A 16010-nucleotide genomic window follows, 5' to 3' on the forward strand; every position below is an offset into this window, starting at 1 on the left:
CCAGGAGAGAAGATGAACCGATTTGTAATCGCCGATATGACGCAGTGCATTGGTTGCCGCACCTGTGAAATTGCCTGTGTGGTGGCACACAGTACCAATAATAACGTCAGCACCATTACGCCAGAGCAGTTTCATCCGCGCCTGAGTGTAATGAAAAGCTTTGCCGTCAGCACCCCAATCTTGTGTCATCAATGTGAAGATGCGCCCTGCGAGAACTCCTGCCCGAACGGTGCCATTGTCACTGGCAATCATGGGGTTCAGGTAATGGCATCTCGCTGTATTGGCTGCAAAACCTGCATGTTGGTCTGCCCATTCGGGGCGATGAATATGGTTGAGCAGGCAAGCCATGACGCAATGGTCCGGGCGCAAGCGCATAAATGTGATTTATGCCATTCCCGTGAGGCAGGCCCAGCCTGTATAGAAGTCTGCCCAACCAAAGCATTGAAATTGGTAACGCCGATGGCGTTGGAAACGCTACAGCGGGACAGACAATTGCGCGCTGCTCGTGGTGCTGCGCCGGGTATCGTCCGGTAACCTTTGTGGTCATAAGGATAATAAAATGGAAAAGATCCTCACGGTCTGCCCTTATTGCGGCTCTGGATGCAAATTAAATTTATTGGTTGAGGATGGCGAAATTGTTGGCGCTCAGCCGGCTAATGGTGTCACAAATCAGGGGGAGTTATGCCTGAAAGGTTACTATGGCTGGGATTTCCTCAACGATACCCGGTTGCTAACCCCACGACTGAGCGCGCCATTGTTACGACATAAGCGGGGTGAGGCATTTCAGCGTGTGAGCTGGCAAGAAGCCATTGCCTTTATTACCACCAAACTCAAAGCAATAAAAAAACGCCATGGTGCGGATGCCATCATGATGACTGGCTCCTCAAGGGGGCCAGGCAATGAGGCCAACTATGTGATGCAGAAGTTGGCACGTGCCGCCATCGGCACCAACAATATCGATTGTTGCGCTCGCCTGTGTCATGGCCCCTCGGTAGCTGGATTGCAGCAAACGCTGGGCAATGGGGCGATGAGTAACTCGATTGGTGAGATTGAAAATACCGACTGTGTGTTGGTGTTTGGTTATAACGCGGCTGACTCTCACCCGATTGTTGCCAGACGGATCCTCAAGGCCAAAAACAAGGGAGCCAAACTGATCGTCTGCGATCCTCGCCATATTGAAACCGCCCGTATTGCTGATCAATGGTTGGCACTGAAAAATGGCGCGAATATGGCACTGGTGAATGCCTTTATCTATGTGCTGATTGAAGAAAAACTGTACGACGCTAATTATGTCCGTGCACATACGCGCGGCTTTGAAGACCTGCAAGCTGGAGTGGCAGATTACCGCCCGGAGGATGTTGAACACATTACTGGCTTGCCGGCACAAGCGGTACGACAGGCCATGCGCACTTATGCAGCCGCTCCGGCGGCCACTATCTTGTGGGGCATGGGCGTCACCCAATGGGGGCAGGCGGTCGATGTGGTTAAGGGCTTGTCTTCGCTGGCGTTATTAACCGGTAATCTGGGGCGGCCAAATGTCGGTGTCGGGCCGGTACGCGGCCAAAATAATGTGCAGGGCGCGTGTGATATGGGCGTGCTGCCCAATACCTTCCCCGGTTATGAGAAAGTGACTGATGATGAAGCCAGAAGCCGCTTCGCTGCTGCCTGGGGAGTGCCTGAGTTACCCGCGCATATTGGTTACTCGATTACTGATGTGCCGCATAAAGTTGCAGAAGGCAAGTTGAAAGCCTATTACGTGTTTGGTGAAGATCCAATCCAGACCGAACCTGATTTGGCTGCAATGCGCGCCGCGTTCGAGGCATTAGAGCTGGTGGTGGTCCAGGATATCTTTATGACTAAAACCGCCGAATTGGCGGATGTGGTACTCCCGGCGACCTCGTGGGGTGAACATGAAGGGGTTTATACCAGCGCCGATCGTGGCTTCCAGCATTTTAACAAAGCCATCGAGCCGAAAGGCGATGTGAAGCCTGACTGGGAAATAATTAGCCTGATATCCACGGCAATGGGTTACCCAATGGCGTATCAAAACACTCGCCAAATTTGGGATGAAATGCGCAACCTGTGCCCACCCTTCTATGGTGCAACCTACGAGAAAATGGCCGGTTTGGGTTATGTTCAATGGCCTTGCCCGACAGAAGATCACCCCGGCACGCCGTATCTCTATACTGATAGCCAGTTTGCTACTGAGGACGGTAAAGGCTTACTCAGTTGTGCACCATGGCAACCGCCCCATGAGCAGACTAACCCTGATTACCCACTGGCACTTTGCACCGTGCGGGAAGTGGGCCACTACAGTTGCCGCTCTATGACCGGTAACTGCGCCACATTGAAGATTCTGGCAGATGAGCCTGGCTATGTACAAATACACCCAGAGGATGCCAGCCAGCTCGGTGTGGTTGATCAGGCACTGATCTGGATCTCCTCGCGGCGTGGCAGAGTGATCGCCCGTGCCAGTGTTACCGATCGAGCCAACCTGGGGGCGGTGTATATGACCTATCAGTGGTGGATTGGTGCTTGTAATGAGTTGACGGTGGATCATGTTGATCCGGTGTCAAAAACACCGGAATTCAAGCATTGTGCCGTTAAGGTTGAGGCGATTAGTGATCAAAACGCGGCGGAGCACTATGTTGAGCAACAATATAGCCAGATGAAAAAGCGCTTATCCGATGCGGCTACCGTGCAGTAATTGATAACCTACCGCGCCAGACCATTCACATGGCTTAGCGCGGCATGGTTTGCTGCAAATGTGCTAAGAACTCAGCGGCGTTCATAAAACCGGTCACTCTGGCGGCGGGAACTTCTTTACCCTGCGCATCAAAAAATAGAATAGTCGGTAAGCCCAACACCTTGAGTTCTTTCAACATCGCCGCATGTTCGGCGCTGTTGCTGGTAACATCAGCCTGAATGAGCACAGTATCCACGAGCTGGCGCTGAACATAGCTATCACTGAAGGTATATTTCTCAAACTCTTTACAGGCCACGCACCAGTCGGCATACAAATCCAGCATCACCGGCTTGCCCTGCGCTTGCGCTAATGCAGCCTGTAATTGCGGCAAATTAGCCACTGGCTGGAAGGTTAAGTGTTTGATTTCAATCTGCTGTGTGTTGCCATTAAAAGCCCAATCCTGTAACGGGCGGGCAGCGATTAACAGTGCTGCCAATAGCAACAACTGTAAGGCCCGCGCCCAGCCAGAATGAGCTTTAAGGCTGAGTACAAATGCCCAGCCGAAGAAGGCGATGGCCAGCAGGCTCCATAAACGCAAGCCCCAGACATCACCCAGTACTCTTTCCAGCAGAAATACCGGCAGCGCCAGAATCACAAAGCCGAAAGCTTCTTTGACATATTGCATCCATGGGCCGCTACGTGGGATCAGCTTGTTGCCAAACAGCGTTACAACTACCAGTGGAATACCCATACCTAACGCATACAAATACAACGTACCGCCACCGGCCAACATATTTCCGCTTTGCGCGATATACAGCAAAATGGCGCTGAGGGGCGCGGTGGTGCACGGCGAGCAAATCAGGCCCGCCAGTGCGCCCATGGCAAAGACACCGGCCAGCGAGCCGCCACGTTGGCTGCTACTCCACTGCACCAACCGGGTTTGCAGTGACGAGGGCAGTTGCAGCGAATAGAGGCCAAACATCGATAGCGCTAATAATACGAACAGCACCGATAGCCCAATCAACACATACGGGTGTTGCAGTGCGGCCTGAAATTGTAAGCCAGCCGCCGCCACCACCAAACCGAGCAAGGTATAGGTCAACGCCATGCCCTGCACATACACCACCGCCAGTATCAATATTCGCCGCTGGCTGTGGGGCTTTTCACGGCCAAGAATAATGGCGGAAATCAGCGGATACATTGGCAATACGCAGGGGGTAAAGGCGATGCCGATACCAATTAACAGCGCCCATAGTGGTGAGAAGGGTAATTCAGCCGGTATGGGCGCGCTTTCTTGGCGGGGCTGTGCCGTGCCCTGTGGGTTAACGGCGGCGGTTGCAGAGCTTGCGATAACGGCATTAAGCGGCACCACCCGTACTTCTGGCGGGTAACAGAAACCAGCTTCGGCGCAGCCCTGATAGGTGACACTGACACTCGCGCCTTCCGCAGCCTGCGAAATCGGGATTTTCAGCACGAGCTGCTGTTTGAAAATCGCCACTTCACCGTAGAACTCATCATGATGCGCAATACCCTCTGGCAGAGTAAATTCCCCGAGAGTGGCGTGCTGTGGCACAATTTTTATTTGCTGGCGATACAGATAATAGTCGGGATGAATCTGCCAACTCAGTGTGAGCTGGTCGCCTTGTTGGCGAAAATCAAAGGCAAACGCCCTATCGACCGGAAGAAACCGGCTCTGGCTGCTTTTTTGGCCAAGAGATGAACTCTCACCAAATAGTGAAGCCTGTGCGCTGTGCGGTGCGAATAAAGCACTACACAGCAGCAGAATCAGAGTAATGAAGCGTTGAGCCATGACAGGTAATCTTTATCTCCGCCCCGAACCGGCAGCACCAATAATTCCGGTGTCTGGTAAGGGTGATGTTGTTTGATGTAACTGAGAAGGGCTTGCTGATGATCTATATCGCTCTTAAACAAGAGTTGCACTTCATACTCTTGCTGGAGCTTACCTTCCCAATAGTAAATCGAGGTTGCACCGGGCAACAGCGTGGCACAGGCGGCCAATTTCTCACCCAGAACCTGCGCGGCTAAATCTTGCGCGCTGGCTTCATCAGGGGCGGTGCACAATACCACAATTGCATCACAATCAGACATCTTAACCTCATCGGTCGCGCGGCTTATATGACGAAGCGGAGCGTAACGTGCTGAATATACGCGTTACCTGAATACTTGCCTGAATACTATAGCGCGAAGCGTGGGCAGGTCAGAAGATGATTTATGTAACAGTGAGATAGATTCGATGAAAGTTGCCAATGAGCGTTGTAGAGGAAGATTGTTGATGTGAGTGGGGCGCAAATGAATTGCGCCCCGAAACGCTTACAGAACCAGACTGCCCATCACAAAGCCGAAGCAAACGGCCAGCGCCACCCCGATGGTGCCAGGGATGAAGAATGGATGGTTAAACACGAAACGACCAATACGCGTGGTACCAGTGTCATCCATTTGTACCGCGGCTACCAATGTTGGGTAGGTTGGCAGAATAAACAGACCAGACACCGCCGCGAAAGAAGCAATGGCTGCCAGTGGTGACACGTTCAGGGCCATTGCCATTGGCATCAACGCCTTGGCAGTTGCAGCCTGAGAGTACAACAGTGCAGAACAGAAGAAGAAGATAACGGCCAGCAACCATGAGTGGGCCTGAATCAGGCTACCCGCAGTTTCTTTAATCCACTCCAGGTTGTGCTGTACAAAGGTATCACCTAACCAGGCTACACCCAGGATACAGATACAGGCACTCATACCGGCTTTGAAGGTGCTGGAGTTCAGGATTGAATCGGTATCAACCGAGCATACCAGCGTAGTGATAGTTGCCACACTCAGCATGATGATCAGGATGGCGTTAGTGGTATTCATCAGCGGAGTTGCAACCAGACCGACACTTGGGCTGTTGATAATCGCGTAGGCAACCACACAAAGAACGCCGGCCAGGAACAGCAGCACTGACGTTTTAGCCCGTGGCTTGATAACTTTTACAGTGTCGCCACGCAGTGTTACTAAGCCTTCTTCCAAGCGTTTGATATAGATAGGGTCATCAGACAGTTTGGAGTTAAAGCACAAGGATACGATCAGCGACATCACCAGCACCGCACACAGGGTAGAGGGGATGACTATCATCAGCAGATGCAGATAGCTAACGCCATGACCTTCCATAACGGAAGACATGTAAACCACTGCCGCAGAAATCGGTGAGGCAGTAATGGCTATCTGTGCGGAGACCACTGCTGTGGACAGAGGGCGGCAAGGTTTAATGCCTTGCTCTTTCGCCACTTCTGCAATCACGGGCAGTGCTGAAAGAGAAATGTTACCTGTCCCGGCAAAGATGGTCAGAAAATAAGTCACCAGCGGAGCAAGAATGGTGATGTGTTTTGGATTCTTACGCAGTAACTTTTCAGTTTGCTGTACCAGATAATCCATACCGCCCGCTACCTGCATCGCAGAGATTGCAGCAATAACGGCCATAATAATTGAGATAACATCGAACGGAATGCTACCGGGTTTAACGCCAATCATGGCTAAAACCAAAACACCGATGCCGCCTGCAAAACCGATACCGATACCACCTAATCTGGCCCCTAAAAAAATGGCCAGCAGGACGATGACTAACTCTACGGCTATCATAGTGTTTACTCCTTGATCCAAATGAAAAATTAAAGTTAAAAAATTGTGTTTGCCAGAAAGTAAAAAGGCACGCCGTCCAGAGGAGCATGCGTGCCTTTCAGGGCTACCGGATGATTATTTTATTGTTCATTTTCATCGGTATAACGTTTCGCTTTATAAGCCGGATGCATTAGGTTCTCAACAGAGAAAATGTCGTCCAGCTCAGCTTCAGTCAACAAGCCGCGTTCCAGAACAACTTCCCGCACATTTTTACCGGTTTCTGCACAGATTTTACCCACGATGTCACCATTATGGTGGCCAATGAATGGGTTGAGATAGGTGACGATACCGATGGAGTTAAAGACGTAACGTTCGCAGACCTCTTTGTTGGCAGTAATACCGTTAATGCATTTTTCCAACAGGTTATAACAGGCGTTTGTCAGGATATGGATAGACTCAAACATAGCCTGACCAATCACTGGCTCCATAACGTTCAACTGGAGTTGGCCTGCTTCGGCCGCCATAGTAATGCAAGTGTCGTTACCGATCACCTTAAAACAAACCTGGTTAACGACTTCAGGGATAACCGGGTTAACTTTGGCCGGCATGATTGAAGAACCTGCCTGTAATTCTGGCAGATTGATTTCATTCAGGCCAGTACGTGGGCCAGATGACAGTAAACGTAAGTCGTTGCAGATTTTTGACATCTTAACGGCCAGGCGTTTTAGCGCACTGTGCACCATCACGTAAGCGCCACAGTCAGAGGTAGCTTCGATCAGGTCTTCCGCCGGAACACAAGCCAAGCCACTGATTTCAGATAATTTCTGTATTGCTAACTGTGAGTAGCCTTCTGGTGTGTTCAGCGCAGTACCGATAGCGGTGGCACCCAGGTTAACTTCCAGCAGCAATTCTGCGGTACGTTGCAGGTTCTTGGTTTCTTCTTTTAATAAGATAGCAAAGGCTTTGAATTCCTGACCCAGCGTCATTGGCACCGCATCCTGTAACTGAGTGCGGCCCATTTTCAGGATTTTTTCGAATTCTTTGGATTTTCTTTCGAAACCTTCTTTTAACTGATCAATCGCCTCGATCAACTTCATGATGGAAGTATAAACCGCAATGCGGAAACCGGTTGGGTAGGCATCGTTGGTGGATTGGCATTTGTTCAGATGGTCATTAGGGTTAAGGTATTGATACTCTCCCTTCTGGTGGCCCATCAGCTCCAGACCGATATTGGCCAGAACTTCGTTGGTGTTCATGTTTAAAGAGGTACCGGCGCCGCCTTGGAACACGTCAACCGGGAACTGATCCATACACTTCCCTTTATCCAGAACTTCATCACATGCCTGAATAATGATATCCGCGATTTTGCGTGGGATAGTGTGTAGCTCTTTGTTCGCCATTGCCGCTGCTTTTTTTACCATGACCATGCCGCGTACAAACTCTGGAACATCACTGATTTTGCTGTTACTGATATAGAAGTTTTCAATCGCACGCAGGGTATGAACACCGTAGTAAGCCTCTGCGGGGACTTCTCGTGTACCTAACAGGTCTTCTTCAATACGAATGTTATTTGACATGAGAACCTTCTCTATTGTGCTGTCTTGTTTTGTATTTGTTAATTTAATAATGCCGCCGTGAGCAATATGATGCCGCTATGAACCTTTAGTGCGGAAAGATTAACCACTCATCTTCTTGCTGACAGGATCATATGCTGCTTAGCGACAAAAAGCCTTGAACTGAGATCACTATATGGTCGGAATTAATCGAGATGATCTGATATCTGTGATTCTTCTCACAGTTAGATTAATTAGTAATAAAAGTATGGCTGCAACTTGAAAATAGAGCCAACCATCACCATTTTACTGTAGTCGACCCACGTTGAAGGGGGAGCTGACGCTGCAATCCGCTAATCGAGGGAAAATGGCGTGTTAGCATCAGCCGGGTCAAGGTTTTCATGGTATCTGTCAGGCAGGTTTACCTGATGAGGGATACTGAATGATTGGAATAAGGAGAATGCGGTGCGTTGGTTACCGTTAGCGCTGATATTTTTATTGGCATATATAGAAATATCGATATTTATCAAGGTTGCAGCCGTATTGGGTGTGTTGGTTACCCTGCTGTTGGTGATCCTTAGCTCCTGTGTGGGGATCTCTCTGGTGCGTAACCAGGGGATAAAAACCTTTATGCAGATGCAGCAAAAACTGGCTGCCGGGGAAAGCCCGGCGGCGGAGATGGTTAAAAGTGTGTCGCTGATCCTGGCTGGCTTCTTGCTGTTGATCCCCGGCTTCTTCACCGACTTCCTCGGTTTGTTGCTGTTATTACCACCGATTCAAAAATCGTTAACGCTAAAACTGATGCCACATCTGAATATTTATCGTGGTGGCGGTTTTACTCACAATGGTACTGGCCCAATGGGCGGTGGCAATACCTTTGATGGTGAGTTTCAGCGCAAAGCTGATGACCACTACACCGTAGAGCATCATCCCGATGAGGATGATAAACCTACAGATAATCGTTTCAAAGATGAGAAGTAAGTTGTGGGCTTATTCTAATGGCCTGTTTATTAATCATAAATTTATAAAGTAAATCACAGGGCTTTCTGTGGTGGGTAGGCAACCGGGGGATGAGAATCTTCCTGCTCAGGGTGAAAAAAAGTGAAATTTTTTTTGTCGCCTCCCTTGAAGGGATGAGAGGCTGCCCCCACTTAGAATGTCACGGTATCGGTTATGAAGGCATACCGATATTAATCCTAAATCTGATACGGACCTTCTCATAGGAGAGCTATCAATGAAAATTCGTCCATTGCATGACCGCGTTATCGTCAAGCGCAAAGAAGTTGAATCCAAATCTGCTGGCGGCATCGTTCTGACTGGCACTGCAGCGGGTAAATCTACTCGTGGTGAAGTACTGGCAGTCGGCAATGGTCGCATCCTGGATAACGGCGAAATCAAGCCGCTGGATGTGAAAGTAGGCGACGTCGTTATTTTCAACGATGGTTACGGCGTGAAGTCAGAGAAGATCGACCATGAAGAAGTGTTGATCATGTCCGAAAGCGACATTCTGGCAATTGTTGAAGCGTAATTCACGCTCTCTAATCTTCTGAACTGAACGAGTTAAGGGAAATACCAATGGCAGCTAAAGACGTAAAATTCGGTAACGACGCACGCATCAAAATGCTACGCGGCGTAAACATCCTTGCTGATGCAGTGAAAGTGACCCTGGGCCCGAAAGGCCGTAACGTAGTTCTGGACAAGTCTTTTGGCTCTCCAACTATCACCAAAGATGGTGTTTCAGTTGCGCGTGAGATCGAACTGGAAGACAAGTTTGAGAACATGGGTGCACAGATGGTTAAAGAAGTTGCCTCTAAAGCGAATGACGCTGCGGGTGACGGTACCACTACTGCAACTGTATTGGCTCAATCCATTATCACTGAAGGCCTGAAAGCAGTTGCGGCCGGCATGAACCCAATGGACCTGAAGCGCGGTATCGACAAAGCAGTTATCGCTGCTGTTGAAGAGCTGAAAAAACTATCTGTACCTTGCTCTGATTCTAAAGCTATCGCTCAGGTAGGGACTATCTCTGCCAACTCTGACTCCACCGTAGGTGAGCTTATCGCTCAAGCGATGGAAAAGGTCGGTAAAGAAGGCGTTATCACCGTTGAAGAAGGTTCAGGCCTGCAGGACGAGCTGGACGTAGTTGAAGGTATGCAGTTCGACCGTGGTTACCTGTCTCCTTACTTCATCAATAAACCAGAAACCGGTTCTATTGAACTTGAAAGCCCATTCATCCTGCTGGCTGACAAGAAAATCTCTAACATCCGTGAAATGCTGCCAGTGCTGGAAGCGGTAGCGAAAGCCGGTAAACCACTGCTGATTGTCGCAGAAGACGTTGAAGGCGAAGCCCTGGCGACTCTGGTGGTTAACACCATGCGCGGTATTGTTAAAGTTGCAGCGGTTAAAGCACCTGGCTTCGGCGACCGTCGTAAAGCTATGCTGCAAGACATCGCGACACTGACTGGTGGTACTGTTATCTCTGAAGAGATCGGTCTGGAACTGGAAAAAACCACTCTGGAAGATCTGGGTCAGGCAAAACGCGTTGTTATCAATAAAGACACCACTATCATCATCGATGGCGTAGGCGACGAAGCGTCAATCCAGGGTCGTGTTACTCAGATCCGTCAGCAAATTGAAGATGCGACTTCTGACTACGACAAAGAAAAACTGCAAGAGCGTGTCGCTAAACTGGCTGGCGGCGTTGCCGTTATCAAAGTTGGTGCCGCAACTGAAGTTGAAATGAAAGAGAAGAAAGCACGCGTTGAAGATGCTCTGCACGCAACCCGTGCGGCAGTAGAAGAAGGCGTAGTGGCTGGTGGTGGTGTTGCACTGATTCGTGCTGCATCTGCTATCACTAAATCGGGTCTGAAAGGTGATAACGAAGACCAGAACGTCGGTATCAAAGTTGCTCTGCGTGCGATGGAATCTCCACTGCGTCAGATAGTGGTTAACGCCGGTGAAGAAGCCTCTGTTATCGCGAACAACGTTAAAGCGGGTTCAGGTAGCTACGGCTACAACGCTTATACTGAAGAATACGGCGACATGATCGCGATGGGTATCTTGGATCCAACTAAAGTGACTCGTTCTGCTCTGCAGTACGCAGCCTCTATTGCTGGTCTGATGATCACTACCGAGTGCATGATCACTGACCTGCCACGTGATGACAAAGGCGGTGATATGGGCGCTGGCGGCATGGGTGGTATGGGCGGCATGGGCGGCATGATGTAATGCTGCCAACCTTTGAGCTGCCATTAGATTGGTAGCAAAAGGGACAAGCTGTTGATGAAAGCGAGTGGGGTGACCTGCTCGCTTTTGTTTTATCTATTGCCACCAAAATCTGCCATAACGCTACTCCGTGTTATCCTATACTCAGTCTTTTCTGGTTCAAATTTCGTAACCAACCATCATAAAAGCGGTTTTATTTCATTCAGTGTGATGATTGCAGGACTTTTTTTAGTCGTGGCAGTAATTTAATGTGTAAACTGTTAATCATTAACCATCAGGCTCGACATCGAGTATTTGGATAATTTCGGCAACGGATGCCTAAGCGGCAGCGGTGCTTTCTGGTAATCTTTAGCGTGATTCTCAACTTCGAATGGGGAAAAAAATGCGGATTAAAGTGTTACTTGGCCTTTCAGCAGCGCTGTTGCTGGCGGGTTGTAGCTCCACTAACCAATTAAGTTCGGCGGGTGAGCAAGTTAAATTCTCTGATACCAAGCCTGGTGCTGAATGTCAGTTGGTCGGCCAGGTGGCTGGTACTCAGAGTAACTGGTTCTCAGGTGGTGGCGGTGAAAGCAGTTCTATGCGTGGGGCAGCAAATGACCTACGTAATAAAGCAGCAGCAATGGGCGGCAACGTAATTTACGGTGCTACCAGCCCGAGCGAAACCTTCTTATCAAGCTTTGCACCACTAGATAGCAAAATGGTTGGTGAAGTTTATAAGTGCCCTTGATAGCTCAAGCAATAATTTAAATAAAGCAGGGGATGCCATGGCATCCCCTGTTTGTTACAGCCGTCATCTTTCAAGTTACAGATGTGTTGGCTGCACTCGTTACTCGGCCCATCCATGGGCCTCGCCTCTACAAGGCCGCTGCAAGCCGCGTTCAAATCTGCTCCCGGCAGATTTATCACCCGAATTATTCATCCTGCATCAATCGGAGATCCAGCGGGGTCTTGCTCGGTTGACCGCCGATTTCCCGTGCTAAACGGGGAACCAAATAGCCGGATACGCGGCTTAGCAGGCCTTTCATTAATAGCCGTGCTTCGTCATCATCGACCATAAAGTGAGCCGCACCTTGCACTTTATCCAGTACATGAATGTAGTAAGGCAGAATACCAGCATCAAACAAGGCATTGCTTAATGTTGCCAATACCTCGGCATCATCATTGACCCCTCGCAACAGCACACTCTGATTTAAGAGGGTTACACCCGCCCGTTTGAGCTGTGCCATACTGTCCCGCAAAGGCTGATCGATTTCATTGGCGTGGTTTATATGTGTAACCATCAGCACTTGTAATCGAGAATCACCCAGCCGCTGACATAGCGCCGCAGTGATACGGTCAGGGATAACCACCGGTAACCGGGTATGGATGCGTAAGCGCTTGATGTGAGCTATGTTTTCCAGCTCATCCAGCAACCAACTGAGCTCGTGGTCTTTCGCCATGAGTGGGTCACCGCCGGAAAAGATGATCTCGTCTAGCTCTGGGTGCTGGCGGATATAATCCAGTGCCTGATGCCAATTGGCTTTGTTGCCTTGGTTATCCTGATAAGGGAAATGGCGGCGGAAACAATAGCGGCAATTGACGGCACAGCCGCCTTTTACCAGCAGCAGTGCGCGGTTGCGATACTTGTGCAACAAGCCGGGTACGACGCTGCGTTGTTCATCAAGTGGGTCATTGGTAAAACCGGGTACTGCGATAAACTCTTCGCGTGCGGTCAGCACCTGAAGCAATAATGGGTCAGACGGATCTCCCTGCCGCATACGCGCAACAAAAGCGCGAGGTACTCTGAGAGGGAATAAACGACGAGCCTCAATACCTTGTTGCAGGTTAGGGTGTTCATTTAAGGAAAGAATTCTTAGCAATTCGGCCGGATCAGTAATTACATCGGCGAGTTGTTGCAACCAATCTTCTCTAATTGGCATGTTTCGGGTTACAATACTTGCCATTTTTTAGGCTTAACTACCAGTTTCTTGAGGACCATTATGGCCACTTATTATAGCAACGATTTTCGTCCCGGTCTTAAAATCATGTTCGAGGGCGAGCCTTACGCAGTTGAAGCCAGCGAGTTCGTAAAACCAGGCAAAGGCCAAGCTTTTGCTCGTGTTAAAATGCGCCGCCTGCTGACCGGTTCACGCGTTGAAAAAACCTTTAAATCTACTGACTCAGCCGAAGGCGCAGACGTTAACGATTTGAACCTGACTTACCTGTACAACGACGGTGAGTTCTGGCACTTCATGAATAACGAGACTTACGAGCAGTTGCAAGCTGATGCCAAAGCCATTGGCGATAACGACAAATGGCTGATTGATCAGGCTGAATGTATCGTGACTCTGTGGAATGGTCAGCCTATCGCTGTCAGCCCACCAAACTTTGTTGAACTCGAAATCACTGACACTGACCCTGGTCTAAAAGGTGACACTGCCGGTACCGGTGGTAAGCCTGCAACTCTGAGTACCGGTGCCGTAGTCAAAGTGCCATTATTCGTACAGGTTGGCGAAGTTATCAAAGTTGATACCCGCTCTGGCGAATATGTTTCTCGCGTTAAGTAAGTCTTAATAAATAAGATACGCTGGGAATGAAAGAAAACCGCTTAAACGCGGTTTTCTGCTATCTGGGCCTGTCGGATGTGGGTTTTATCGATAGCGCACTGTTGTGCTGTTAATTGAGTCGGAAAAAGTGCAATGCTGTTTTTTTGACTATCCTTATAAGGTGAGTAAGCCAAATGCCCTATAAGGAGCCTTTATAATGTTGAAGAAAAGCATCGCCATTATTTTTTCATTGTTGGTTATCTCTTCATTGAGTGCCTGCAACACCACGAAAGGTGTTGGCAAAGATGTTCAAAGTGCAGGTAGTGCGATTGAACGTAGCGCTGAATAAACGTCTGTTTATATTCTTAACGGCGGCGATTGCCGCCGGATTTGTTTTTGATCGGTCATAATATTGCTGCTTATTATTTAGCATGATAACGTATCCTTCTTACCTTTCTGCTGTTCGGGACGACCTGGGCACGCATCTGTTTTTCGGGGACGACCCCGCCTGAGCGAGGTGGTTACCATGGCTTGGATTATTCTGGTTATTGCTGGTTTATTAGAAGTTATTTGGGCTATTGGCCTGAAGTATTCTCATGGTTTTACGCGGCTGACACCCAGTGTTATCACTCTGGTGGCGATGGCCGCCAGTGTCTTTTTACTGGCCTATGCCATGAAAACGTTGCCGGCAGGCACGGCCTATGCGGTTTGGACCGGTATTGGTGCGATAGGTACTGCTATTTTAGGTATTGCACTGCTTGGGGAGTCTGCCAGTTTGGCGCGGGTGTTTAGCTTGGGGCTGATTTTGGCCGGAATTATCGGCTTGAAGTTGGCGTCATAACAGGTAGGGGCCTTTAGCGCTTTCGAAATGAAAAGCAGATCGGGTTATAGTTCGATCTGCTGTTACAGATTGAAGGCTAAAACACAGCATTATTACTTTTTAATCTCTGCGCTCGGCCCTTCCTGCTTAACCCATATCAACTGATCAACCGGGAAACCATAATTCCTCGCTACGGCAACCAAGCGATCGCGGGTCTGAGTATCAATCGTTGGCGTACGGGATAAAATCCACAAATAATCCCGATTAGGGCCGGCAATTAAGGCATGCTGATATTTATCATCTAAATCAATGACATTATAGCCACCATAGAAAGGCCCAAAGAATGACACTTTAAGCGAGGCTTGTTGGGGGGAACCAATAAAATAGGCTTTGCCGATACTCTCCTGCCATTGCTGCTTCTGCGGGTTATAACCCCGGTTAATGACTTTTACACCACCATCATCTCGGGGCGTGTAATTAGCGGTGACCCTCTCCAATCCACGCTCAAAAGAGTGGTCCAACCGGGCTATTTCATACCAGGTGCCGAGGTAGCGAGGGAGTTGGAAGTTATCAACCACTTTCACGTCTTTAGGCGGGGTCACGCTACAGGCGACCGAGAGCAGAGTTGCAGTTAATACGGATAGTTTTGACCACAGGCGCATTGGCGTTCCTTAGTTTTCTGATAATTACTCTATGGTTGAGAATAGCTATCAGTTATCAGGGGCGCAAATAGATGAATCTGAGTTATTAGCTGAGTGCGGAAAAAAAACGGCCCGCTAAAGAGCAGGCCGCAGATCAGGCATGAATAATTACAGCGTCAGGACACCGATGATAGTGACCACACTCAGAATGGCTGCCAGACCATAGAATACCCATTTCCCGGCAGGGACATGGATTTTCAAATCATGCATGGCGTGATGGATACGGTGTAAACCGCACCACAGTGGCAGAATAATCATCAGCAGCAGGAAGACCCGGCCAATGAAACTCTGACAGAATGCCAGAATACGCTCATAACTCAACGCATCACCAGGGAAGGCACCCAGCGGCAGCAAAATGGCAACCAGCAGAATTACCGCCGGTGCAATGATTGCACTCCACATACCACCCGCGCCAAACAGACCCCAGAAGATAGGTTCATCGGAGCGTTTAGGGACTTGATTCATCTTGTTCTCCTCCGAGTTAGAGTAAGGCAACGGCCAGAATAATCGCGGTAGCCACGACAGTCACAACCCACAGTGCCTTGATAATTGGCTCTGGACCCATTTTTTCGCTATTAACGATAATATTGGCGGCTTTCGGTGCCAGTTCAAACCAGGTTTTGGTATGCAGCACAGCGGCCAATAACGTAATAATATTGAAAAGTAACACCAGTGGGTTTTGCAGGAAACCAACGAAGCCTTCCCACCCCGCCGGGCCACTTTTCAACGCGAACACGCCGTAAATCAACAGAACACTGAACCATACTGTCGGAATCGATGTGCCTTCGCGCACCATATAAAAGCGGTAGAAACCGAGCTTCTGCCACCAGTTTGGGGCCATGGTGCGGACATAAGCTTTACGTTTAGTAGTCATTACTGTCTCCCCTC

General features: G+C 49.3%; 17 protein-coding genes. 9 read left to right on the plus strand and 8 right to left on the minus strand.

Annotation, left to right across the window (positions count from 1 at the left end; all coding sequences use genetic code 11):
• Nucleotides 1-12 precede the first annotated feature (12 nt).
• Together Q2T71_RS00695 and fdhF are read left to right on the plus strand one after the other, a co-directional pair.
• Complete coding sequence (locus tag Q2T71_RS00695) at nucleotides 13-534, plus strand: 4Fe-4S dicluster domain-containing protein (protein WP_372557806.1); 522 nt, start codon at nucleotides 13-15, stop codon at nucleotides 532-534.
• A gap of 25 nt (nucleotides 535-559) precedes the next feature.
• Entirely contained in the window at nucleotides 560-2707 is a 2148-nt protein-coding gene (fdhF, locus tag Q2T71_RS00700; protein WP_372557807.1) for a formate dehydrogenase subunit alpha, read from the plus strand.
• 34 nt (nucleotides 2708-2741) lie between these two features.
• On the opposite strand, the gene Q2T71_RS00705 is transcribed toward fdhF, so the two are convergent.
• The 4 genes from Q2T71_RS00705 to aspA form a co-directional block, all read right to left on the minus strand.
• Nucleotides 2742-4496 (minus strand): protein-disulfide reductase DsbD, encoded by a 1755-nt coding sequence (locus Q2T71_RS00705; protein ID WP_372557808.1) that lies wholly within the window; start codon nucleotides 4494-4496, stop codon nucleotides 2742-2744.
• A complete protein-coding gene (gene cutA, locus Q2T71_RS00710) occupies nucleotides 4472-4795 on the minus strand; it encodes a divalent cation tolerance protein CutA (protein WP_372557809.1) in 324 nt (107 codons plus the stop codon). The genes Q2T71_RS00705 and cutA overlap by 25 nt, the downstream gene beginning before the upstream one ends.
• A 222-nt stretch (nucleotides 4796-5017) precedes the next feature.
• The gene (locus Q2T71_RS00715) at nucleotides 5018-6319 is read right to left on the minus strand and encodes an anaerobic C4-dicarboxylate transporter (RefSeq protein ID WP_083161011.1); all 1302 of its coding nucleotides are present in this window, start codon (nucleotides 6317-6319) and stop codon (nucleotides 5018-5020) included.
• A gap of 119 nt (nucleotides 6320-6438) precedes the next feature.
• Nucleotides 6439-7875: an aspartate ammonia-lyase gene (gene aspA, locus Q2T71_RS00720; protein ID WP_372557810.1), complete on the minus strand. Its 1437-nt coding sequence runs from the start codon at nucleotides 7873-7875 to the stop codon at nucleotides 6439-6441.
• A 441-nt stretch (nucleotides 7876-8316) separates the two neighbouring features.
• On the opposite strand from aspA, the gene Q2T71_RS00725 reads away from it, so the two are divergent.
• The 4 genes from Q2T71_RS00725 (at nucleotide 8317) to Q2T71_RS00740 (ending at nucleotide 11803) form a co-directional block, all read left to right on the plus strand.
• Entirely contained in the window at nucleotides 8317-8832 is a 516-nt protein-coding gene (locus tag Q2T71_RS00725; protein ID WP_372557811.1) for an FxsA family protein, read from the plus strand.
• A gap of 253 nt (nucleotides 8833-9085) precedes the next feature.
• Nucleotides 9086-9379 (plus strand): co-chaperone GroES, encoded by a 294-nt coding sequence (locus tag Q2T71_RS00730; protein ID WP_048618980.1) that lies wholly within the window; start codon nucleotides 9086-9088, stop codon nucleotides 9377-9379.
• A gap of 47 nt (nucleotides 9380-9426) precedes the next feature.
• Entirely contained in the window at nucleotides 9427-11079 is a 1653-nt protein-coding gene (gene groL, locus Q2T71_RS00735; RefSeq protein WP_083161005.1) for a chaperonin GroEL, read from the plus strand.
• A gap of 379 nt (nucleotides 11080-11458) precedes the next feature.
• Nucleotides 11459-11803 (plus strand): DUF4156 domain-containing protein, encoded by a 345-nt coding sequence (locus tag Q2T71_RS00740; RefSeq protein ID WP_032906818.1) that lies wholly within the window; start codon nucleotides 11459-11461, stop codon nucleotides 11801-11803.
• 184 nt (nucleotides 11804-11987) lie between these two features.
• On the opposite strand, the gene epmB is transcribed toward Q2T71_RS00740, so the two are convergent.
• Complete coding sequence (gene epmB / locus Q2T71_RS00745; RefSeq protein WP_372557812.1) at nucleotides 11988-13019, minus strand: EF-P beta-lysylation protein EpmB; 1032 nt, start codon at nucleotides 13017-13019, stop codon at nucleotides 11988-11990.
• Nucleotides 13020-13055: 36 nt separating this feature from the next.
• Between epmB and efp the strand changes: the two genes are divergently transcribed.
• The 3 genes from efp to sugE all read left to right on the plus strand — a co-directional run bounded on the left by efp (nucleotide 13056) and on the right by sugE (nucleotide 14442).
• Entirely contained in the window at nucleotides 13056-13622 is a 567-nt protein-coding gene (gene efp / locus Q2T71_RS00750; protein ID WP_083161001.1) for an elongation factor P, read from the plus strand.
• Nucleotides 13623-13818: 196 nt separating this feature from the next.
• Nucleotides 13819-13950 carry an entericidin A/B family lipoprotein gene (locus tag Q2T71_RS00755; protein WP_004392446.1) on the plus strand — a complete coding sequence of 44 codons (132 nt, stop codon included), beginning with the start codon at nucleotides 13819-13821 and terminating at the stop codon, nucleotides 13948-13950.
• 177 nt (nucleotides 13951-14127) lie between these two features.
• Entirely contained in the window at nucleotides 14128-14442 is a 315-nt protein-coding gene (gene sugE / locus Q2T71_RS00760) for a quaternary ammonium compound efflux SMR transporter SugE (protein ID WP_050085676.1), read from the plus strand.
• A gap of 92 nt (nucleotides 14443-14534) precedes the next feature.
• On the opposite strand, the gene blc is transcribed toward sugE, so the two are convergent.
• From blc to frdC, 3 genes are all read right to left on the minus strand, one after another.
• A complete protein-coding gene (gene blc, locus Q2T71_RS00765; protein ID WP_372557813.1) occupies nucleotides 14535-15083 on the minus strand; it encodes an outer membrane lipoprotein Blc in 549 nt (182 codons plus the stop codon).
• A gap of 147 nt (nucleotides 15084-15230) precedes the next feature.
• Complete coding sequence (gene frdD, locus Q2T71_RS00770) at nucleotides 15231-15587, minus strand: fumarate reductase subunit FrdD (protein ID WP_372557814.1); 357 nt, start codon at nucleotides 15585-15587, stop codon at nucleotides 15231-15233.
• 16 nt (nucleotides 15588-15603) lie between these two features.
• Complete coding sequence (gene frdC / locus Q2T71_RS00775) at nucleotides 15604-15996, minus strand: fumarate reductase subunit FrdC (protein ID WP_372557815.1); 393 nt, start codon at nucleotides 15994-15996, stop codon at nucleotides 15604-15606.
• Between the last annotated feature and the right edge of the window lie 14 nt (nucleotides 15997-16010).

Source organism: Yersinia sp. 1652 StPb PI (assembly GCF_041538345.1).
GTDB classification, from domain to species: Bacteria; Pseudomonadota; Gammaproteobacteria; order Enterobacterales; family Enterobacteriaceae; genus Yersinia; species Yersinia enterocolitica_E.

Excerpts from the sequence above, each read along its gene's own strand:
- Q2T71_RS00695 (WP_372557806.1), top strand. The coding sequence starts at position 13 with ATGAACCGATTTGTAATCGCCGATATGACGCAGTGCATTGGTTGCCGC.
- fdhF (WP_372557807.1), top strand. The coding sequence starts at position 560 with ATGGAAAAGATCCTCACGGTCTGCCCTTATTGCGGCTCTGGATGCAAA.
- Q2T71_RS00705 (WP_372557808.1), bottom strand. The coding sequence starts at position 4,496 with ATGGCTCAACGCTTCATTACTCTGATTCTGCTGCTGTGTAGTGCTTTA.
- cutA (WP_372557809.1), bottom strand. The coding sequence starts at position 4,795 with ATGTCTGATTGTGATGCAATTGTGGTATTGTGCACCGCCCCTGATGAA.
- Q2T71_RS00715 (WP_083161011.1), bottom strand. The coding sequence starts at position 6,319 with ATGATAGCCGTAGAGTTAGTCATCGTCCTGCTGGCCATTTTTTTAGGG.
- aspA (WP_372557810.1), bottom strand. The coding sequence starts at position 7,875 with ATGTCAAATAACATTCGTATTGAAGAAGACCTGTTAGGTACACGAGAA.
- Q2T71_RS00730 (WP_048618980.1), top strand. The coding sequence starts at position 9,086 with ATGAAAATTCGTCCATTGCATGACCGCGTTATCGTCAAGCGCAAAGAA.
- groL (WP_083161005.1), top strand. The coding sequence starts at position 9,427 with ATGGCAGCTAAAGACGTAAAATTCGGTAACGACGCACGCATCAAAATG.
- Q2T71_RS00740 (WP_032906818.1), top strand. The coding sequence starts at position 11,459 with ATGCGGATTAAAGTGTTACTTGGCCTTTCAGCAGCGCTGTTGCTGGCG.
- epmB (WP_372557812.1), bottom strand. The coding sequence starts at position 13,019 with ATGGCAAGTATTGTAACCCGAAACATGCCAATTAGAGAAGATTGGTTG.
- efp (WP_083161001.1), top strand. The coding sequence starts at position 13,056 with ATGGCCACTTATTATAGCAACGATTTTCGTCCCGGTCTTAAAATCATG.
- Q2T71_RS00755 (WP_004392446.1), top strand. The coding sequence starts at position 13,819 with ATGTTGAAGAAAAGCATCGCCATTATTTTTTCATTGTTGGTTATCTCT.
- sugE (WP_050085676.1), top strand. The coding sequence starts at position 14,128 with ATGGCTTGGATTATTCTGGTTATTGCTGGTTTATTAGAAGTTATTTGG.
- blc (WP_372557813.1), bottom strand. The coding sequence starts at position 15,083 with ATGCGCCTGTGGTCAAAACTATCCGTATTAACTGCAACTCTGCTCTCG.
- frdD (WP_372557814.1), bottom strand. The coding sequence starts at position 15,587 with ATGAATCAAGTCCCTAAACGCTCCGATGAACCTATCTTCTGGGGTCTG.
- frdC (WP_372557815.1), bottom strand. The coding sequence starts at position 15,996 with ATGACTACTAAACGTAAAGCTTATGTCCGCACCATGGCCCCAAACTGG.